Source organism: Sphingobium sp. Cam5-1 (assembly GCF_015693305.1).
Classification (GTDB): Bacteria; Pseudomonadota; Alphaproteobacteria; order Sphingomonadales; family Sphingomonadaceae; genus Sphingobium.
The window spans coordinates 445,402-464,341 of record NZ_CP065139.1 but is presented as its reverse complement, the minus strand read 5'-3'; the positions used below and the strand labels follow the sequence as shown (position 1 = coordinate 464,341).

General features: G+C 61.4%; 19 protein-coding genes. 14 read left to right on the top strand and 5 right to left on the bottom strand.

Annotated features, from left to right (window positions below; translation table 11 throughout):
* Window positions 1-33: 33 nt before the first annotated feature.
* Complete coding sequence (locus IZV00_RS16115; RefSeq protein ID WP_196227010.1) at window positions 34-960, bottom strand: VOC family protein; 927 nt, start codon at window positions 958-960, stop codon at window positions 34-36.
* 290 nt (window positions 961-1,250) lie between these two features.
* Here IZV00_RS16115 and IZV00_RS16110 point away from each other — a divergent pair, with 290 nt between their 5' ends.
* From IZV00_RS16110 to IZV00_RS16075, 8 genes are all read left to right on the top strand, one after another.
* Complete coding sequence (locus IZV00_RS16110; RefSeq protein ID WP_230463421.1) at window positions 1,251-2,471, top strand: acyl-CoA dehydrogenase family protein; 1,221 nt, start codon at window positions 1,251-1,253, stop codon at window positions 2,469-2,471.
* A gap of 131 nt (window positions 2,472-2,602) precedes the next feature.
* Window positions 2,603-3,439 (top strand): alpha/beta fold hydrolase, encoded by an 837-nt coding sequence (locus IZV00_RS16105; protein ID WP_196227011.1) that lies wholly within the window; start codon window positions 2,603-2,605, stop codon window positions 3,437-3,439.
* Window positions 3,432-3,947 carry a flavin reductase family protein gene (locus tag IZV00_RS16100; RefSeq protein ID WP_196227012.1) on the top strand — a complete coding sequence of 172 codons (516 nt, stop codon included), beginning with the start codon at window positions 3,432-3,434 and terminating at the stop codon, window positions 3,945-3,947. The genes IZV00_RS16105 and IZV00_RS16100 overlap by 8 nt, the downstream gene beginning before the upstream one ends.
* 71 nt (window positions 3,948-4,018) lie before the next feature.
* Window positions 4,019-4,723, top strand: coding sequence for a fumarylacetoacetate hydrolase family protein (locus IZV00_RS16095; protein WP_230463483.1), 705 nt, complete (start codon window positions 4,019-4,021; stop codon window positions 4,721-4,723).
* A gap of 52 nt (window positions 4,724-4,775) precedes the next feature.
* Window positions 4,776-5,750, top strand: a complete 975-nt coding sequence (locus IZV00_RS16090; protein WP_196227014.1) for an acetaldehyde dehydrogenase (acetylating) — start codon at window positions 4,776-4,778, stop codon at window positions 5,748-5,750.
* Between the two features lie 3 nt (window positions 5,751-5,753).
* A complete protein-coding gene (dmpG, locus tag IZV00_RS16085) occupies window positions 5,754-6,797 on the top strand; it encodes a 4-hydroxy-2-oxovalerate aldolase (protein WP_196227015.1) in 1,044 nt (347 codons plus the stop codon).
* A gap of 65 nt (window positions 6,798-6,862) precedes the next feature.
* Window positions 6,863-7,681, top strand: coding sequence for a sugar phosphate isomerase/epimerase family protein (locus tag IZV00_RS16080; RefSeq protein ID WP_196227419.1), 819 nt, complete (start codon window positions 6,863-6,865; stop codon window positions 7,679-7,681).
* 249 nt (window positions 7,682-7,930) lie between these two features.
* Window positions 7,931-8,422 carry an Lrp/AsnC family transcriptional regulator gene (locus IZV00_RS16075; RefSeq protein ID WP_230463474.1) on the top strand — a complete coding sequence of 164 codons (492 nt, stop codon included), beginning with the start codon at window positions 7,931-7,933 and terminating at the stop codon, window positions 8,420-8,422.
* Between the two features lie 3 nt (window positions 8,423-8,425).
* Here the strand turns inward: IZV00_RS16075 and IZV00_RS16070 are convergent, their stop codons facing one another.
* The 3 genes from IZV00_RS16070 to IZV00_RS16060 all read right to left on the bottom strand — a co-directional run bounded on the left by IZV00_RS16070 (window position 8,426) and on the right by IZV00_RS16060 (window position 11,394).
* On the bottom strand, window positions 8,426-9,643 hold the full coding sequence (locus IZV00_RS16070) for a dicarboxylate/amino acid:cation symporter (protein WP_230463494.1): 1,218 nt from the start codon (window positions 9,641-9,643) through the stop codon (window positions 8,426-8,428).
* A gap of 5 nt (window positions 9,644-9,648) precedes the next feature.
* Entirely contained in the window at window positions 9,649-10,662 is a 1,014-nt protein-coding gene (locus tag IZV00_RS16065; protein WP_230463473.1) for a methyltransferase, read from the bottom strand.
* A 93-nt stretch (window positions 10,663-10,755) separates the two neighbouring features.
* Window positions 10,756-11,394, bottom strand: coding sequence for a TetR/AcrR family transcriptional regulator (locus IZV00_RS16060; RefSeq protein WP_196227417.1), 639 nt, complete (start codon window positions 11,392-11,394; stop codon window positions 10,756-10,758).
* Between the two features lie 264 nt (window positions 11,395-11,658).
* Here IZV00_RS16060 and IZV00_RS16055 point away from each other — a divergent pair, with 264 nt between their 5' ends.
* The 4 genes from IZV00_RS16055 to IZV00_RS16040 all read left to right on the top strand — a co-directional run bounded on the left by IZV00_RS16055 (window position 11,659) and on the right by IZV00_RS16040 (window position 15,224).
* On the top strand, window positions 11,659-12,066 hold the full coding sequence (locus IZV00_RS16055) for a VOC family protein (protein WP_196227416.1): 408 nt from the start codon (window positions 11,659-11,661) through the stop codon (window positions 12,064-12,066).
* An 18-nt stretch (window positions 12,067-12,084) separates the two neighbouring features.
* Window positions 12,085-13,446, top strand: coding sequence for a hypothetical protein (locus tag IZV00_RS16050; RefSeq protein WP_196227415.1), 1,362 nt, complete (start codon window positions 12,085-12,087; stop codon window positions 13,444-13,446).
* Window positions 13,447-13,572: 126 nt separating this feature from the next.
* Window positions 13,573-14,265 carry a TetR/AcrR family transcriptional regulator gene (locus IZV00_RS16045; protein WP_196227414.1) on the top strand — a complete coding sequence of 231 codons (693 nt, stop codon included), beginning with the start codon at window positions 13,573-13,575 and terminating at the stop codon, window positions 14,263-14,265.
* 26 nt (window positions 14,266-14,291) lie between these two features.
* On the top strand, window positions 14,292-15,224 hold the full coding sequence (locus IZV00_RS16040; RefSeq protein WP_196227413.1) for a ThuA domain-containing protein: 933 nt from the start codon (window positions 14,292-14,294) through the stop codon (window positions 15,222-15,224).
* Window positions 15,225-15,227: 3 nt separating this feature from the next.
* Here IZV00_RS16040 and IZV00_RS16035 read toward each other — a convergent pair whose 3' ends face one another.
* Window positions 15,228-16,097 (bottom strand): LysR family transcriptional regulator, encoded by an 870-nt coding sequence (locus IZV00_RS16035; protein WP_196227412.1) that lies wholly within the window; start codon window positions 16,095-16,097, stop codon window positions 15,228-15,230.
* An 89-nt stretch (window positions 16,098-16,186) separates the two neighbouring features.
* On the opposite strand from IZV00_RS16035, the gene IZV00_RS16030 reads away from it, so the two are divergent.
* Window positions 16,187-17,338, top strand: a complete 1,152-nt coding sequence (locus IZV00_RS16030; RefSeq protein ID WP_196227411.1) for an acyl-CoA dehydrogenase family protein — start codon at window positions 16,187-16,189, stop codon at window positions 17,336-17,338.
* A complete protein-coding gene (locus IZV00_RS16025; protein WP_196227410.1) occupies window positions 17,335-18,936 on the top strand; it encodes a carboxyl transferase domain-containing protein in 1,602 nt (533 codons plus the stop codon). Before IZV00_RS16030 ends, IZV00_RS16025 begins: the two co-directional genes overlap by 4 nt.
* Window positions 18,937-18,940 lie beyond the last annotated feature (4 nt).

Below are 18,940 nucleotides of genomic sequence, written 5' to 3'. Positions count from 1 at the left end.
TTTGCGTCACTCTTGGCAAGGCAAGCCCTGCGATTAGTCCTGCTCGTGGGCCCATTTATGGCCCCAGTCGCTGACCGAAAGGCTGGTGGTGGGAACCCATGTGTCCGGGTCTATGATGAGGCCGTTCCAGCCATATTCAATGTCGAAGCCGCCCGGTGTCTGCATGTAAAAGCTGGTCATCTTGTCATTGACATGACGGCCAAGCGTTGCCGAGAGCGGCACCTTGCCCTTGCTCTTCAAGACCCGGTCATAGGCGCGGCCGACATCCTCTAAAGAGCCGACCTCCAGCATCATGTGGACAGCGCCATTGGGGCTTTCAGGCAGCTGGCCAAGCGCCAGGCTGTGGTGGCGCGGGTTGCAGTGGAGGAAGGCAAAGCCCACGCCCGGATCATCCTCGCCCCCGCCCATCATGTAGAAGCGGCCAAGGTCGGTGTCGCCAAAGCCCATGACTTGCCTGTAGAAGGCGTGGGTCTCGTCGAAATTGGGGGCGGTCAGCACGACATGGCCCATCCCCATGTCGCCGTCCGCGCCCTTGGGGCTGCCGGTCACGAAGCGGCTGACGCCCACAGGCGAGACGAAGGGGACATAGTCGACGAAGCGGCCGTAGAAGATTTCCATGGGATTGCCCGCAGGGTCCGATGAACGGGCGAGTTCATAGACCTGACGGCCACGCGCCTCCATGACGCCGGCCCGTTCCACAGGACGGCCCGCTGCCTCAAGGCCAGCCAGCACCGATTCGAAGGCTTCGCGATTCGCGCATTCCCAGCCTGGCGCGACGAACCGGTCCTGTTCGCCTTTTTGCACCCGCAGGCGCCAGGGCCGGTCGTCCATGCGAAAGAGCGCCGCGTCCTCGTCCGGCGAGGAGGCTTCCATCAGCCCCGCGATGTTGCAGGCGAAGTCCCGCCAGGCCCCAAGGTCCCGTGCTTCGATCACCACATAGCCCAGCGCTGTCACTGCCATTTCCGCCGCCTCGCCCTTATCTGTGCCTGCCTGCCGCCATAGCCTTTGCGGAGCGTTTCAAAATGGCCTTCCCCATACGCAAATGGCAAGCGCTCAAGCCTTGGCATCCGCGCTTGGCGAGGGGCCATCAAGCACGCTCAACGAGCTTATGGCAATTCGTTCCCGATCCGCCTATAAGCAACGGCCCAAATGCGCAAGCCCTGTTTGCCTTGACAGTTTGCGTAATAGCAGTTTACATAAACTACGCATATAGCAAATTTGAAGAAGAGTCGCCTACAATGGAGAAGATCATGACCGGGGCAGTAGCAAGCCGACCCATTGACGAGGCGAATGCCGGGATACCTTCACCCGAAAGTCTGATCGCCTGCGCCCGGGCCATGATCCCGACGCTGCGGGAACGCGCGCGCGCCTGCACCATCGCCCATGACGTGCCGAAAGAAACCGTCGCCGAGATGAAGGCGGCCGGCTTCTTCCGCGTGCTCCAGCCCAAGCGCTATGGCGGCTATGAGATGCACCCCAATGTCTTCTTCGAAATCCAGAAGGCGCTCGCCGAAGGCTGCATGTCGACAGGCTGGATCTACGGCGTGCTTGGTTGCCACCCTTATGAGCTCGCCCTCTTCCATGACGAGGCGCAGAAGGAAGTGTGGGGCGATGATCCCGACATGCTCGTTTCCTCCACCTATCAGCCGGTCGGCAAGGTGGAAAAGGCAGAAGGCGGCTTCTACCTTTCGGGCCGCTGGGGCTTCTCGTCGGGCTCCTCCCATTGCGGTTGGGTGCTCTTGGGTGCGATCAATTTCGACACCGATGGCGGCCCGCCCGACATGCGCACCTTCCTCTTGCCGCGCTCGGACTATCAGGTGATCGAAGGCACCTGGGATACGTTCGGCCTCCAGGGCACCGGCAGCTTCGACATCGTGGTCGAGCGCGTCTTTGTGCCCGAACATCGCACCCACAAGGCGAGCGACGGCTTTGCCGGGACGAATCCGGGCCAGGAAACCAATACCGCGCCGCTCTACCGCATCCCCTGGGCGCAGCTCTTCATCCGCTCGGTCTCCAGCGCCGCCTTTGGCGGCATCCGTGCCGCAACCTCGGCCGCGATGGAGATCATGGCAAGCCGGGTCTCGACCAACACCGGCAAGGCCGCCAAGGCCGACCCCCATCTCCACGCCGCCATCGCCCGCGCGATCGCGGAAACGGGCGAGATGGAACTGACGCACAGGACCACGTTCAACGAACTGATGGACTATGCGACACGCAATGAGCCCATTCCGATGGAAAAGCGCGCGCTCTATGCCTATCAATCCGCCAATGTCGTGCGCCGCATGGCCGACCTTGCCGACGACATGGTCAAGCTCATGGGCGGCCGGGCGATCTACATGACAAGCCCGATCCTCCAGCCCTGGCTCGACCTCCACGCCGCGCGCGCCCATGTCGCCAACGATCCGGCCAACCGCACCAGCGACGTCATCGGCACGATGAACGGCGAACCGCCCGCCTTCACCTTTATCTAGCGTCTTGCGCTGGAGCGCGCGCCGCGCGCTCCAGCCTTGCCGTCACGTTCAGCGGGACTGGAAAACCAGCTCCCCCTCAGGCAAGACCCAGGGCCAAGCTTTTCGCACGATGCCCCAAAGGAACGATCCCCATGGCCAGTGAAGTGACCCGCAAGAGCTACAGCGTCGCGGGTGGATATGAGATTTCGATCGCGGAAATCGCAGGGGCGCAGGCAAACGCCCCCGCCGTCATCTTCATCCACGGCAGTGGTCCTGGCGCATCGGGCGCGTCCAACTTCCGCAACAATGCGCAAGATTTTGCCGACGCGGGCTACCGCGTCATCCTGCCTGACCTTATCGGCTATGGCGCTTCCTCCAAGCCCGAGACCGACTATCCGCTCGAGCTGTTTACCGAGACTTTGCTCGATGCGCTGAAGCAACATGGCGTCACCTCCGGCCATCTCATCGGCAATTCGCTGGGCGGCGGCATCGCCCTCCAGATCGCGCTCGATCATCCGCAATTCACCATCGGCAAGCTTGTCCTGATGGCGCCCGGCTGCGTCGCGGAACAGGCGAGCTATTTCACCATGCCCGGCATCGCCAAGATGCGCTCGGGCTTTGGCAGCCCGGAATTCAACATTGAGGAACAGCGCCGTCTGATCGGCAACCTCATGCACCCCTCGTCGGCGCATCATGTGACCGACGCGCTGGTCGAGGAACGCTTTGCCGTCGCGCGCACCCAGCCCAAGGATGTGCTCGCCCGCGTCAAGACCCCCGACCTTGGGCCGCGTCTTGGCGAGGTGAAGCAACCCATCTTCGTGCTCTGGGGCCTCAATGACGAATTCTGCCCCGAAAGCCACGCGCGGCTCTTCCTCGACGCCTGCCCTGACGTGCGCTGCCTTACCTTCTCGCAGACCGGCCATTGGGTGCAGGTCGAGCGGGCGCAGGAGTTCAACCGCTACTCACTGGACTTCCTGAAGAATGGCTGACGCCCTCCCTGCGCAATCCGTGCCTGTTCCAGAGCCTATCGACGTCACCACTGGCCTCAAGGGCGCGATGCGCCGCCTGCCCTCGGGCGTGGCGATCGTCACCGCGCTTGGGGAAGGCAAGGCGCCCGTCGGCATGGCGGCGACCTCGATCACCTCGCTTACCATGGACCCGCCCGCCGTCCTCGTCTGCGTCAACCAGACGGCCGGCATCCACGCCCATCTCTCGCCCGGCTGCCCGATCAGCATCAACCTCCTCTCGCGCCACCAGCGCGAAGTGTCGGCAGCGTTCGGCGGCGCTGTGGCCCGCGAGGCCCGCTTTGGCGTTGGTAGCTGGACCGCTGACGCCCATGGCCTCCCCATCCTCGATGAAGCGCAGGCCAACCTTAGCTGCACGGTCGAGAGCATGACCCCCTTTGGCACCCACAGCATCGTCATCGCCCGGGTCAAGGCGGTGCGCCTGTCCGACGCGGTCGATCCCCTCATCTTCCAGGACGGAGCCTATCTGTGAGCGATCTGAACAACCGGCTTGCAGACGAGCTCTACCAGGCGCTGCGCGAGGGGCGCACCGTGCCGCCGCTGATGGCGCGGCACCCTGAGCTTACCATCGATGATGCCTATGCGATCTCGCTGGGCGCGCTCGAACGGCGCAAGGCGGACGGCGAGCGCGTCATCGGCAAGAAGATCGGCGTCACCTCAAAAGCCGTGCAGGACATGCTGGGCGTCCACCAGCCCGACTTCGGGTTCCTTACCGACCGCATGTTTATCGAGGGCGACATCGATGTGGCGGCAAACGGCCTCATCGCGCCGCGCGCCGAGGCCGAGATCGGCTTCATCCTCAAAGACAGCCTCAAGGGGCCGGGGGTGACGGCGCAGGACGTGATCGCCGCCACCGACAGAATCGTCCCCTGTTTCGAGATCGTCGACAGCCGCATCCAGGACTGGAAGATCGGCATCGTCGATACCGTCGCCGACAATGCGTCCTGCGGCGTCTATGTGCTGGGCGAGGCGCGTGTCGACCCCAGGGCGCACGATCTTCCCAATCTCCATGTCACCGTCACCAAGAACGGGCAGCCGCTCAGCGAAGGCTATGGCCATGCGGTGCAGGGATCGCCCGCGCAGGCGGTCGCCTGGCTCGCCAATACGCTCGGCGCCTATGGGGTAACGCTTGATGCTGGGGATGTGATATTGTCAGGCAGCCTGGTGCCGCTCGAACCGGCACAGGCAGGCGACGTGTTTAAGATGCAGCTCCACGGGGTTGGCAGCTGCACCGCGCGCTTTATCTGAAAGATTTGAATGTGGCGCATCGCTTGGACGCGATCGCCGTGAGGAGTGAAGAATGACGGGCAAGGTCAAGGCGGCGATCATCGGGTCGGGCAATATCGGCACCGACCTCATGATCAAGATGATCAAATATCCCCAGAATATGGAACTGGTCGCGGTCGTGGGCATCGACGAGAAGTCCGAAGGCCTCGCCATGGCGCGCGAGCGCGGCGTCGCCACCACCCATGAGGGTTTAGAAGGTCTCATGAAGATGGACGTCTATCCCGAAATCGGCATCGTGTTCGACGCGACCAGCGCTTACGCCCACAAGGTGCATGACGAGGCGCTGCGCAAGGACGGCAAGCAGGTGGTCGACCTCACCCCCGCCGCGATCGGCCCCTACACCATCCCGACGGTCAATGGCGAAGCCAATCTCGACGCTGGCAATGTCAACATGGTGACCTGTGGCGGCCAGGCGACGATCCCGATGGTCGCCGCCGTTTCGCAAGTGGCGACCGTCCATTATGCCGAGATCGTGGCCTCGGTCTCCTCGCGTTCGGCAGGTCCCGGCACCCGCGCAAACATCGACGAGTTCACCCGTACCACCGCAGGCGCCATCGAAAAGGTCGGCGGCGCGGCGCAGGGCAAGGCGATCATCATCTTGAACCCCGCCGAACCGCCGATGATCATGCGCGACACCGTGTTCACCCTGTCGGAAGGCGCCGACGAGGACACCATCCGCGCCTCGGTCGAAGCCATGGTGAAGAAGGTCCAGGCCTATGTGCCGGGCTATCGCCTCAAGCAAGAGGTGCAGTTCGAGCGCTTCGGCGACAATAACAAGCTCACGATTCCTGGCCGCGGCGAGTTCACCGGCATCAAGACCATGATCCTGCTCGAGGTCGAAGGGGCGGGCGATTATCTCCCCAGCTATTCGGGCAATCTCGACATCATGACCGCCGCCGCCAAGGCGACCGGCGAGCTGCTCGCGCAGCGCATCGCACAAGGAAAGACGGTGGCGGCCACCGGCTCGCTTGCCGAGACGGAGAATTAAGACATGACCAGCACATTCAACGTCGAAGCGGGCGACAAGCTCTACATCCAGGACGTGACCCTGCGCGATGGCATGCACGCCATCCGCCACATGTATGGCATCGATCATGTGAAATCGATCGCCAAGGCATTGGACGATGCCGGCGTCGATGCGATCGAGGTCGCCCATGGCGATGGCCTCAACGGCGCGAGCTTCAACTATGGATTTGGCGCGCATACCGATTGGGAATGGCTCGAAGCCGTCGCTTCGGTGCTGACCAAATCGGTGCTCACCACCCTCATCCTGCCGGGCGTCGGCACGGTCGAGGAACTGCGGCGCGCCTATGACATCGGCGTGCGGTCGGTGCGGGTTGCCACCCATTGCACCGAGGCGGACGTCTCCAAGCAGCATATCGGCATCGCCCGCGACCTTGGCATGGACGTCTCAGGCTTCCTGATGATGAGCCATATGATCGATGCGGAGAAGCTGGCTGAACAGGCCCTGCTGATGGAAAGCTATGGCGCGCAGTGCGTCTATGTGACCGACAGCGGCGGCGCGCTCGACATGGATGGGGTCAAGGCCCGGCTCGAAGCCTATGACCGGGTCCTGAAACCCGAAACCCAGCGCGGCATCCACGCCCACCACAACCTCTCGCTCGGCGTCGCCAACTCGATCGTCGCAGCCCAGTGCGGCGCGGTGCGCATCGACGCATCGCTGACCGGCATGGGTGCGGGTGCGGGCAATGCGCCTCTCGAAGTGTTCATCGCCGCTGCCGACCGCAAGGGCTGGAACCATGGCTGCGATGTCAACGCGCTGATGGACGCGGCTGAGGACCTCGTCCGTCCGCTGCAGGACCGCCCGGTCCGGGTCGACCGCGAAACCCTGGCGCTTGGCTATGCCGGGGTCTATTCCTCGTTCCTGCGCCATGCCGAAAAGGCCGCCGAAACCTACGGCCTCGACACCCGCACCATCCTCGTCGAGCTCGGCCGTCGCAAGATGGTTGGCGGGCAGGAAGACATGATCGTCGATGTCGCATTGGATATGGTCAAGGCGCGCCAAACGGCCTGATCAGCCGCCGGGCGCGGCTTGTCCGCGCCCGGCACGGCTCACACGCCATGCAAGGAGGAGAGGATATGGCCGAAAGACGCCTGTCGCTCGACCATATCACCGTCACCGACACCACCCCCTGGCAGCTCGCGCAAATCGCCGCAGAGGTCGGCTGCCAGGGCATCTGCCCGTTCCTCCATTCCATGGAGGTGCTGCCCGCCATGCCCGCCTATGACCTGGTGCGCGACCCCCAGGCGCTGCGCCAGACCCGCGACGCGCTCGCCGCCACCGGGATCACGGTCGACCTCATCTACCCCTTCACCATGGCAGGGCGCACCAATCCCGCTGACTTCATCCCCGCGCTCGAGGCAGGCGCCGCGCTCGGCGCGCCGCTTGCCAATGTGCTCTGCTACGATCGCGATCCCATCCGCCGTACCGAAAGGCTCATTGAACTCGCCGAACTTGCCGCCCCGTTCAACATCGCCCTCGCTATCGAATTTTATCCCCCCTCCCAGGTCCAAAGCCTAAGCGCCGCCCTCGAGGAAATAGCCCGCTCCGGCCGATCCGACATCAAGGTCACAGCAGACCTCCTCCACATCATGCGCGGACCCGAACCCGACACCAGCTTCCCCCTCCTTGCCCACCCCGCCGTCGCCATCGCCCAGATAGCCGACGGCCCCCCAACCATCGATCCCAGCGAACTCGAACGCGAAGCCGGCATCCAGCGCCAACTCCCCGGACAAGGCACGTTCAATATCCCAGCGTTCCTCCACGCCCTCAATCCCAGCACACCAATCAGCGTCGAAATACCCCAGCAAGACGCCATCGACCAAGGCATCAACGCCAACCAGCGGGCAAAGTGGGCCGTGGATTGCGTGAACGAAATGGTCAAAAGAACCCACTGAACAACAAGAAATAGGAAAAATAGGAAAATAGGATGGGGCCGCAGAATTTTTTACATAGCGAATTTGTGCGGTTGTTACGCATCGGGTCGCTGAGCGATCATCTCGGTCGTGATATTCGGGGAAGCGGGTATCGGGCGTTGCGTCCTCGCAGGCCGCGCCAGGGTTTATGCCCCTGCCTTTACACGCCTCATGTGGCACTCTCCATTTCCACACGCTATACCTCCGTGGATCGACGGGAGTCATGGCGGCATGCAGATAAGAAATGGGCGGATGACAGCGCCGCCCTCATTGGACGCGCTGGACAATAATATCATCGAAATCTTGCGGACTAACGGACGAGCGACCAATCAGGATATTGCGCAGCAGCTATCGGTGACCGCCGCGACCGTTTCGGCACGGTTGCAGAAGATGGAAGATGCGCGCGCCATGCGGGTGGTCGCCGTTACCGACTTCGCCGCCAGAGGATATAATGTCATCCTGGCCGTGGGCGTCAGGGTGCAGGGGCGCGGCATTCAGGATGTGGGCCGCGATCTGGCGAAATTCCCCGAGGTGCTTAGCGTCAACGCCATGAACGGCGGGTATGACCTGGAACTGATGGTGGCGCTGCACGATTTTTCCGAGGTTCAGCAATTCCTCTACGATCATATTTCCGGCATCGAGGGTGTTGCCCATATCGATTCCGGTATCGCGGTGGATATCGTGAAATATGAATTCAATGTGGTGCCCTTGGGGCCGACCTGACTTTCACGGGGTTTGCCCTGTGGAGAGCGACGGCTTGGGCCTGATGGCGCAGGCGGCGGCGAGATCGTTGGTTACGTTGCCCACCGTGCGAAACAGGTCCGGGATCGCCTCGATCGCGAGGAGCAACGGCAGTGCTGTGACGGGAATGCCCGCAGCAATGCAGACAGGGGCGATCGTCGCGAAAAAAGATATTTGGGCCGGAAGACCTACTGCGCCAAGACTGATGGGAACGGCGACGAGTGCGATCAGCGCGAGGGTTGCGGCCCCCGGAAGAACGCCGTGTACATGTCCGAGATAAATAGCGACGGCGACGTTTGCGGCTACGCTGGCCGCGCGGAACAGCGAAACCGCCATCGGCAGTACAATGGCAGCTGTTTCTTCGGGAACATCCAGTTTGCGGGCCGCATCCACCATCACCGGCAAAGTCGCGAGCGATGATTGGGTGCCCAGCGCTACCGCCTGGGCGGCCAGGGCCGATCGCCCGAAACGCAACGGGGAGCGACCGCCTGTCAACGCAGCCCAGATATAGGCGAGCAGCGTGGCGGCAAGGCAGCAGGCTATGACAACCGCCACATATTGGGCAAAGGCGCCGACCACGCCGACGCCCAGCTTCGCGCCCGCGCCGAATGCCAAGGCGGCCACGCCGACAGGTGCAACCGCCAGCACCCAACCCACGATGATCAGCATGGTTTCGACCAGTCCGCGCAGTAGCCTAAGCAGTGGATCGGCCAGGTCCGCGCTGATGCGGGAGATGGCGAAGCCGAAGAATATCGCGAATGTGACGAGGGGCACCATGGCCGTTTCGGCGGCGGCTTTCAGAGGATTTGCAGGAATGATTCCGCGAAACCATTCGCTTTGTGAAAGAGGGGGAGGGGAGGTGCTTCCGACCTCCGCCAATCCTTGAGTGACAGGCCATAGCCGCAACAGCCCTTCTGCCAATAATGCGGCTGTTACAGAGGCGGCGGTCAGCATCAGGGCGAAGAGGACAAGGGCGCGGGTCGCGATGCTGCCAGCAGCGGCATTGCGGGAGGCGGAGGCGATGCCGGTGACGAGCAGGCCGAAGATTAGTGGGACCACCGTCATGGTTAAGGCATCGAGCCACAGACTGCCGATCGGCAGCAGGATTTTACCGACCAACTCCTGTGCCCGCCCACTGGTGGCGATGCCTGCAATCAGGCCGATGAGAAGACCGGCAAGAAGGTGCAACGGCCGACCCTTCACCGCGATCAAGCTGCGCTGTCCTTTCGTTCGATGATCGCGGCTATGAGCGCGATGCGGTCGACATCGGAATAGGCCTGATTTTCAAGTTCTTCGCCAAACACATCCGGGTCGATTTCGGTGTAGCGCAGTGCGCAGTTCCGCGCCGCCGCAAGATCGGCCAATCGGTCCTTCAGCTGGTCGCGGCCATCAACGATCGCGCTACCAGTATAAAGGATGAAGCGCCCGCCAGCGGTCAGCCTGGGAAGGGTCTGCTGTGCCATCATCAGCGATACTTCAGCGCCGTGCATGCCCCCGCCGTCACGATAGGCGCGGCCTGTGGCGTCCATGATATAAGGAGGGTTCGCGAGCAGGAGGTCGAACGTCCCATGTGCTGCGGACAGATCGCCGGTCTGGCGGAAGCGGGCCGTGATACCGGCGGCCCGCGCGTTGATGCGGGCGAGATAAAGCGCGAGGGGATTGATGTCGGTCATCATAATATCGACAGCAGGGCAAAGATGACCGGCCACGATTCCGCCTACACCAGCGCCCGTGCCGATATCGACAAGCCGCGCGCCCTCCTTTTGTGGACGTCGAGACAATTCATCGTTGATCAATCGCGCGAAACGATAGCTGTCAGGTCCGAAGAATACCGCTTCCTGACAATCGGTCGGATAAGCGGAGTGAAGGAATAGGTCGTTCCCAAGCGATGACACGCGGAAGCGGCATTTCAAGCCGTCTTCATATCTTTCCAGTGCGTTGGCCTTTGTCAGGATGCGAGCAAGTTCCGGGTCCAGCAGCCTTGGATCGAACGCTAGCGACCAGCCGAAAATATCCCGCAGGTCATGGGCGGGCCGACGCGACGCTCGTTTGACAACCCGTGCATGCGTGGCGGGCGTGGGCGTGACGAAACTATATCCACGGTTCTTCAGGACGTGTAGCAGATCAAGCAGAGCGGCGGCCCGGCCGTCGCCAGCCGTGATGTCCCCATCCATGCCATCTTCTTCCGATGGCTCGGCCGCCACCGGTGCCCCCAACTCCATGTGCTCCATGCACGCTTCTCCCATCATGAGGGCAAAACGCGGAGAGTGGCCTGTCGGGTCCCGTTATCGCATTTCTCTGAAGGAGTGGGAAAGTCAGCTGTCCATTTTGTCCAGGTTCGAACGGATGCCGTTCAGGAACAGTCCCGTGACCAACCGTGCATGCGCAGCCATTTCGCTCAGCCTAAGCGGAGGCCCGCCGAACAATAAGCGGCGTTGCCATTCGCCCAAGGCCATGGCGACGAATTGCGTGGCGAAGCTGCGGCTTTCCGCGGCGGAGGCGCCTTCTTTCTCCAACATCGCCGCCACCGGACTGACCTGAAACCGTTCAAACTGGTGACGAGCGATCTTCCGCAGTTCGTCGAACTCTCCGCCTTCCCGGTAGATCAGCCGGGAAATCCGCATGCTGCGGGTCGAGGAAAGCTGGCGCTGCATTTCCGTCGCGTAGGTGACAAGGCGCGTGTGCAGGTCACCCTTTAGGTCGGGGACGTCCGGCTGAAGCTGTGCGCCGGAATATTCAAGGCAGGCGGCAAAAAGCGCCAGCTTGTCGGGGAAATGATTGTAGAGGGTGCGGCTCGACACCTGCGCCTTTTCCGCGATGTCGCGCAAGGATGCCGCGTGAAAGCCTGCACGGGCAAATTCCTCCACCGCGATGAGAATCAGGTTTAGGCGCTTCTGTTCAGCCACCTCCGCCGTCGGGCGGCCCGCTCGCCTCTTGGTGCTCGTTTCATTCATCTTTTGCCTCGTCGCGCAGCGGAAGGGGAATGGCAAGCAAAGTCGTCATTGATCAATTACACACTAATGTGTAATTCATCTTCATCAGGTCCGAAAGCGGGCACATATGAGGAGAAACGGGATGCACGAACGGGTGCTGGACATGAATGCCAGGGTCGATGCCGCGATCGATGCGCTGGACCCCACCATGGCGCACCGCGCGAAATGGAAATGCTGACTATCTGATCAGATGATATAAGCTGAAACCAACAAAGGAGAGAACAGATGGAACTACCTTTTGGTGCGGAACAAGATATCGACTTCATGTTCCTGAAGTTGATCGTCCATGATATCGGTAAGTCAGAGCAATTTTACAAATCCGTATTCGGTCTTGTGGAAATGAACAGGATGGAAGCGAAGATCGTTGGTCGCGATGTCGTGGAAATCGTTTACCAGTCGACTTACAAGGGTGGCCCACTGTTCATTCTGGCGAGCTTTCCCGAGGATACGCAGCCTGCTCGCAATGAATCCATCGTCGGCTTTGCGAGTGGAGACCTCGACGCCTGCTTGCGGCGTGTCGAGAAGGCGGGCGGCACTGTGGTGGAAGACCGGGAGGTGCCAGGCTTCGGGCGTCACGCTTTTGTGAAAGATCCTGAAGGACACCTTCTTCAGATCAGTCAACGGCACGGCTGAGTGGCTATGCAGGGCCATATGCGGACGCACCGTAGATCGCTGCCCGATCGAAAGCTGTTCGACCAATTGCACCGGACGGTTGCACCGGGCGATCATTATGGTCTTGTATTCCCCATCTCTCCAGAAATGCTGGCGGAATTTGGTGCGGCGTTTCTGACAGAGGCCTTCCGGGCTTCGGGGGTCATGTCCGCCGACAATGAAGTCACGGCAATAGTCGCGCTGAATCCGATCAGTGTTCCAGGAGCATCCGAGCGAGCGCTTCTTACCGTAGCCTATGCGCGGGACGAAGAAGGATTGCACACCGAACTGTTCGCCAAGTTTCCACCGGCGGATGCCGATCATAAATTTGGCCTGATCCGCCTTGGTAGCGGCGAGATCGATATGCAGCGCCTTGCGCGTGAAGTTGATCTTCCGGTCACGACGGCGAAATATTATTTCGGTGACTATTCTGGTAGCACGACCAACTATATCCTGATTACGGAGCGTATCGCCTTCGGCGTGGCGCCGATCGAGCCGGCTCACCGCAAGGGATATGATCACGAGATCAGCAATGTCGAGGATCATTATGTGCTGCTCGCACGATCGTTGGCGCGTCTGGTCGCGGCGCAAAAACGCGGCGCGCTCGGGCCGGACATCGAGAAAATATTTCCCTTTGGAAAAGCCGCGCGCGACTTCGATCCGATACCGGATGCCACCGCCAAGATCGCGAGGCTGGAGAAATTCGTCACACGTACCGCGCCACATCTATTCATAGATGAGGTGTCCGATCCAGACTTCATGGCACGTTGGCGAGAGGATGTGCTGTTCGGGCTGGAGCATAAGGATGCGGTTATCGCCTATCTGCACGAGGACCGTGATTATACTGGCCTTTGCCACCCAAATCTGAACGTGGATAACGCCTGGTATTGGCGCGAACCGTCGGGAGAGCTCAAGGTCGGGTTGCTCGATTGGGGAGGCGCGGGCCAAATGAGCATCGCGCAGGCGTTGAGCGGCATGATGATGATGCCGGAGCCTGAAAGATACCGGGAACTGGTTGATCTGGTCCTCCGGACCTTCACGGCTGAACTGGAGGAGAAGTCCGGAATCCTGTTGGATCCCGTCGAGCTACGCCTGCAATATAAGGCATCGCTCTATTCCACGGCGATCTGCTCGATCCTGGATATAATCGCCGCTGTGCTTGATCAGGTTCCGGCAGATGTCTGGGCATCAATTCAGAACCGTTCGGATCAGGCATTGATGGATAGTGGATTGCTGCCCGCGATAATCTGGGTCGACAATATATTCCGCGAATGGTGCGAAGACATCACTCCTGGAGATGCATGCCGCCAGATCGTTGCGCCGATCCAATCCGCGAAGGCTTCATCCGGTCAAGGTCGCTGACGGCATCGACCTTGATCTATCTGGAGGGCCGAGCCCGAGAAGCCATGCGGTGCGGCGTGGAGAGTTTACTTGTGATGACGGTTCGAAAGGACATAAGGGTCGTAGAGTGTAAACTTTGGGTGGAACATGCCGCTTACGGGAAAGACGACAGAAGAGGCGGATTCCGGTGAGGCAAAGGCCGCCGATCGGCTGACGCCCAATCGCCGAACCGGCCGACCGCCCAAGAAAAAGGCAGGCCAGATCGATGAGGCGATCCTGAGCGCGGCGCGAGATCTGTTCCTGTCGGTCGGATATGAGGCGACCACCATGGAGGCGGTGGCACAGGGGGCAGGGGTTTCCAAAAGAACCCTGTATGCGCGCCATTCGACCAAGGAAGCGCTCATGAAAGCGGTTGTGGAAGACCGTGTGCGTAGATGGTCCAATGAAGCAAGCGCCAATAATGTCGATCTTCCGCAGGAGTTTCCCGAGCGACTGAAACGTCATGCCCGGATTGCGATGACGTCATTGGGAAATCCGGAAATTCAGCAGTTCGATCGGCTGATCCTGACAACAGCTTCGCGGTTTCCCGAAATCGCCGAAACCTTCTACAAGATCGGATATTGTTATGAACTTCAGTTCCTGACCGACGAAATCACAGAGGGAACGAAGAATGACCCGGTTCCTGCCGCAAATCCACAGCGCGTCGCCCGGCAATTGCTGAGCATGATCCAGGGATGGCGTCGGACGGAGGAAACGATACGGGTCTTGAGCCGGGAAGAAGCGGCGAGTTTCGCTGACGATGCGGTCGATGTCCTGTTACGCGGGCGGGACAGCTGGTAGTCGTTTAAAAGGGGGGAGAGAAGTCGATGGCCAGGGGCAAGAGCATGGCGATGCGCGTCCTTAAATGGCTGGTGGCGTTCATTGTCCTGGCGGTGATCGCGCTGGCGGTCATGTTCACGATGGCGGTGGGGCCGGGCAATGCGGGCCGCCTCGTCTTCGGCATTGGCGCTGGCTATGACAAGACCCCGCCGCAGCTGCCCGCCAAGCTTTCCGGCAACGCCATCCTGATCTTTTCGAAGACGAATGGTTTCCGCGACGATGAGCAGATCGTCGCCGCAAATCGCGCGTTGGAGGAGATTGCCCAGGCGCGTGGCTGGACCAGTTATACGACCGAAAATGCCGCCATATTCAATCCGGCGCAGCTCGCCCGGTTCAAGGCGGTGGTTTGGAACAGCGTCAGCGGCGACGTGCTGACGCCGGAGCAGCGCAGCGCCTTTCGCGCGTGGCTGGAAAAGGGCGGTGGCTTCGTTGGTTTGCATGGCGCGGGTGGCGACCCGCAATATGCGTGGCGCTGGTATGTCGATGACCTGATCGGCGCGCAGTTCATCGGGCATATCATGGACCCGCAATTTCAGACGGCGAAGCTGAATGTCGAGGATCGCGATCATCCCGCGACGCGTGATTTGCCGAAGGTCTGGCGGCGGACGGACGAATGGTATTCCTTCGCGTCAAATCCCCGCGACAAGGGCTACCGCATTCTCGTCACCATCGACGAGAAGAGCTACAGCCCGTTTGAAAAGCTGCTCCCCTTCACCAAGCCCAAGGACATCCGCATGGGCGCCGACCACCCGATGGTATGGACCCATTGCGTGGGCGATGGGCGCGCATTTTATTCTGCGCTGGGTCATGCCGCGTCCACCTATGGCGAACCGCTGCATCGCAAGATGATCGGCGGGGCCATCGCCTGGGCGGCTGGGCTGGAAGGACCGCGCTGTGTGGGCGGCGCGCTTTCGAAATAAGGGTCAGGCGGCGTGTAGCCGCCGCAATTCGGAAGAAAAACGGCGCAGGGTTTCGCTGGCTTCAACCCGCCCACTGCTGGCCGGGTCGATCAATATCCCGATCTTGCGACGTTGATCGAAGCCGGAAAGCGCGGGCATCGCTATGCCGGGTTGCAGGAAGCAGCGTGGCATGACGGTGATGCCCAGCCCGGCGCGGAGGAAGGCGACCGCGCGGTCGTCACTCACCGTGCGAGCGGTGAAGAAGGGGCGGACGCCGCGCTGTGTGAAGAAGCGGCTGACCGCGGCAAGTGCCTCGCAATTGCGGCGGACGATCATGTCCATGCCTGCGACCTCATCTGCGTCCAGCCTTTCTCGACTGGCGAGCGGATGCCTGTCGGACATGGCAAGGGCGTAGCCTTCCTCGAACAGGGTTTCGCGGGCGCGGGCATCATTGTCCAGCACGCCAATGACGGCATCGATCCGGCCACGTTCAAGGCGCGGCAGCAATTCCCTCATGCGTCCTTCAACGATTTCCAGCCTTTCACCTTTCGCCTGACAGGCTTCACGCGTGGCTTGCTCGATCCAATGGGAAGGCAATGTCGATATTATGCCGAGGCGGATGAGCTTGCTGCTGTCATTTTCCGCCATAGCCTGCTGGGCGCGGGCGAATTCCGCTTCGATCCGGCGGGCATGGGCGGCAAACCGGCTGCCTGCCGGGGTCAGTTCCACGCGTCGATTGGTGCGATGGAACAGGACGTGCCCGATCTGCGCTTCCAGCTTGGCGATGCCCACGGACAAGGTGGGCTGCGACACGCCGCATTGTTGGGCCGCGCGGGAAAAGTTGCCGTGATCCACCACTGCCAGAAAATAGTGGATGAGGTAGCGTTCAATCATAGATCGTATCTATGATATCATTAGTGTCTGGTCAATTTTCCAGCCGTCCCGCGGCATGGTAGAAAGGCGAAAGACATTCAGGAGAGGCCATGACGCCCGATTTCGATTTCGCTCTGGGTGACAATGCCCAGATGATCCGGGAAACGACCCACCGCTTTGCGACGGATTTGATCGCGCCACTGGCCGTGCGGATCGATGCGGAGGATTGGTTCCCGCGTGACCAACTGTGGCCCGCCATGGGCGCGCTCGGCCTGCACGGCATTACGGTTGCGGAAGAGGATGGTGGCTTGGGCCTCGGCTATCTGGAACATGTGGTCGCGCAGGAGGAGGTTGCGCGGGCCTCTGCCTCCATCGGGCTCAGCTATGGCGCGCATTCGAACCTTTGCGTCAATCAGATTCGCCGCTGGGGCAATGCGGAGCAGAAGGCGCGCTACCTGCCCAAGCTGATTTCCGGCAAGCATGTCGGAAGCCTTGCCATGTCGGAGGCGGGTGCTGGGTCCGATGTCATTTCGATGAAGCTGAAGGCGGAGAAGAAGGGCGACCGCTATATCCTGAACGGCACCAAATATTGGATCACCAACGCACCCTATGCCGATACGCTGGTCGTCTATGCCAGGACGGGAGAGGGATCGAAGGGGATCACGACCTTTCTTATCGAAAAGGGGTTCAAGGGTTTTTCGATCGGGCAGAAGATCGACAAGGTGGGGATGCGTGGATCGCCGACCGGCGAACTGGTGTTCGAGGATTGCGAAGTTCCGGAAGAGAACGTCATGGGGCCGCTGAATGGCGGCGCTGGCGTGTTGATGTCGGGTCTGGATTATGAGCGCACTGTGCTGGCCGGAATCCAGCTGGGTATCATGCAGGCGTGCCTCGACACGGTGGTGCCCTATGTTCAGGAGCGGCAGCAGTTCGGTAAGCCGATCGGCGCATTCCAGCTGATGCAGGCCAAAGTGGCGGACATGTATGTCGCGCTGAATTCGGCGCGCGCTTATGTCTATGCGGTGGCGCGGGCGTGTGACGCGGGCAGGACGACGCGCTTCGACGCGGCGGGCGCGATATTGCTGGCGAGCGAGAATGCGGTGCGGGTGTCGTTGGAGGCGGTGCAGGCGCTGGGCGGCGCGGGTTATACGAAGGACTGGCCGGTGGAACGCTATATGCGCGATGCCAAGTTGCTGGATATCGGGGCTGGAACCAATGAGATTCGCCGCATGCTGATCGGCCGGGAGCTGATCGGCGCATGAGCGGGCCAGCGCTCGACACGAAGCTGTCGCCGGAAGCGGAAGGATTTCGCACCAATGCTGCCCATAATCTGGCGTTGGTGGAGGAATTGCGGGCGAAGGTTGCCGCTGCGGCGATCGGTGGGCCAGCCAAGGCGCGGGACAAGCATGTCGGGCGCGGCAAGCTGTTGCCCCGTGAGCGGGTGGAGCGGTTGCTGGACCCCGGCAGTCCTTTTCTGGAGATCGGGCAACTCGCGGCCAATGACATGTATCATGGCGAGGTGCCGGGCGCTGGGCTGATCACTGGGATAGGCCGCGTTGAGGGGCGGCAGGTGATGATCGTCTGCAATGATGCGACGGTGAAGGGTGGCACCTATTACCCGCTGACGGTCAAGAAGCATTTGCGGGCGCAGGAGATCGCGCTCGAAAACCGGCTGCCCTGCGTCTATCTGGTCGATAGCGGCGGCGCGAACCTGCCTAATCAGGCCGACGTATTTCCCGACCGCGATCATTTCGGGCGCATCTTCTACAATCAGGCGCAAATGTCGGCGCAGGGCATCCCTCAGATTGCCTGCGTCATGGGCAGTTGTACGGCGGGTGGGGCCTATGTGCCCGCAATGTCGGACGAGACGGTGATCGTGCGCAATCAGGGGACTATCTTCCTCGCCGGGCCGCCATTGGTGCAGGCCGCCACGGGCGAGGTCATCAGCGCCGAGGATCTGGGTGGCGGTGACCTGCACGGGCGCAAGTCCGGCGTGGTGGATCATGTCGCGGAGAATGACGAGCATGCGCTGAGCATCGTGCGGGACATCGTCTCGACGCTTCAGCCGGCACCCGCGATCGACGTTAACATGCGCGAGCCGGTGTCGCCAAAATTTGATCCGCAGGAACTCTATGGCATCGTGCCGCAGGATGTCCGCGCGCCCTATGATGTACGGGAGGTCATCGCGCGGATTGTCGATGGCAGCGAATTTCATGAGTTCAAGGCGCTGTACGGGACGACGCTGGTGTGCGGCTTTGCGCATATCTGGGGGATGCCGGTGGCGATCCTTGCCAATAATGGCGTGCTGTTCAGCGAGAGCGCGGTCAAGGGCGCGCATTTCATAGAATTGGCGTGTCAGCGACGGATACCGTTGCTGTTCCTGCAAAATATCTCCGGCTTCATGGTGGGGGGGAAATATGAGGCTGAGGGCATCGCCAAAAATGGTGCGAAGCTGGTGACGGCAGTCGCTACCGCCAGCGTGCCGAAAATCACCCTGCTGATCGGGGGCAGCTTTGGCGCGGGCAATTATGGCATGTGTGGCAGGGCCTATAGTCCGCGTTTCCTGTTCACCTGGCCCAACAGCCGCATTTCCGTGATGGGCGGCGAACAGGCGGCGAGCGTGCTGGCGACAGTGCATCGGGATGCGCAGAAATGGACGGCGGAGGAGGCGGAAGCCTTCAAGGCGCCGATCCGCCAGAAATATGAGGATGAGGGCAATCCTTATCATGCGACCGCGCGGTTGTGGGATGATGGCGTGATCGATCCGGCGCAGACGCGCGATGTGCTGGGCCTTGCCTTTGCGGCGACGCTGAACGCTCCTGTCGCCGAGCGCCCGTCGTTCGGCATTTTCCGGATGTGATGGC

Bases quoted from the DNA above. Each gene is read 5' to 3' on its own strand.
- IZV00_RS16060 (WP_196227417.1), bottom strand. From the start codon at position 11,394: ATGAATGAAACGAGCACCAAGAGGCGAGCGGGCCGCCCGACGGCGGAG.
- IZV00_RS16045 (WP_196227414.1), top strand. From the start codon at position 13,573: ATGCCGCTTACGGGAAAGACGACAGAAGAGGCGGATTCCGGTGAGGCA.
- dmpG (WP_196227015.1), top strand. From the start codon at position 5,754: ATGACCAGCACATTCAACGTCGAAGCGGGCGACAAGCTCTACATCCAG.
- IZV00_RS16105 (WP_196227011.1), top strand. From the start codon at position 2,603: ATGGCCAGTGAAGTGACCCGCAAGAGCTACAGCGTCGCGGGTGGATAT.
- IZV00_RS16065 (WP_230463473.1), bottom strand. From the start codon at position 10,662: ATGGAGTTGGGGGCACCGGTGGCGGCCGAGCCATCGGAAGAAGATGGC.
- IZV00_RS16035 (WP_196227412.1), bottom strand. From the start codon at position 16,097: ATGATTGAACGCTACCTCATCCACTATTTTCTGGCAGTGGTGGATCAC.
- IZV00_RS16025 (WP_196227410.1), top strand. From the start codon at position 17,335: ATGAGCGGGCCAGCGCTCGACACGAAGCTGTCGCCGGAAGCGGAAGGA.
- IZV00_RS16030 (WP_196227411.1), top strand. From the start codon at position 16,187: ATGACGCCCGATTTCGATTTCGCTCTGGGTGACAATGCCCAGATGATC.
- IZV00_RS16115 (WP_196227010.1), bottom strand. From the start codon at position 960: ATGGCAGTGACAGCGCTGGGCTATGTGGTGATCGAAGCACGGGACCTT.
- IZV00_RS16075 (WP_230463474.1), top strand. From the start codon at position 7,931: ATGCAGATAAGAAATGGGCGGATGACAGCGCCGCCCTCATTGGACGCG.
- IZV00_RS16090 (WP_196227014.1), top strand. From the start codon at position 4,776: ATGACGGGCAAGGTCAAGGCGGCGATCATCGGGTCGGGCAATATCGGC.
- IZV00_RS16080 (WP_196227419.1), top strand. From the start codon at position 6,863: ATGGCCGAAAGACGCCTGTCGCTCGACCATATCACCGTCACCGACACC.
- IZV00_RS16055 (WP_196227416.1), top strand. From the start codon at position 11,659: ATGGAACTACCTTTTGGTGCGGAACAAGATATCGACTTCATGTTCCTG.
- IZV00_RS16095 (WP_230463483.1), top strand. From the start codon at position 4,019: ATGGCGCGGCACCCTGAGCTTACCATCGATGATGCCTATGCGATCTCG.
- IZV00_RS16050 (WP_196227415.1), top strand. From the start codon at position 12,085: ATGCGGACGCACCGTAGATCGCTGCCCGATCGAAAGCTGTTCGACCAA.
- IZV00_RS16110 (WP_230463421.1), top strand. From the start codon at position 1,251: ATGACCGGGGCAGTAGCAAGCCGACCCATTGACGAGGCGAATGCCGGG.
- IZV00_RS16100 (WP_196227012.1), top strand. From the start codon at position 3,432: ATGGCTGACGCCCTCCCTGCGCAATCCGTGCCTGTTCCAGAGCCTATC.
- IZV00_RS16040 (WP_196227413.1), top strand. From the start codon at position 14,292: ATGGCCAGGGGCAAGAGCATGGCGATGCGCGTCCTTAAATGGCTGGTG.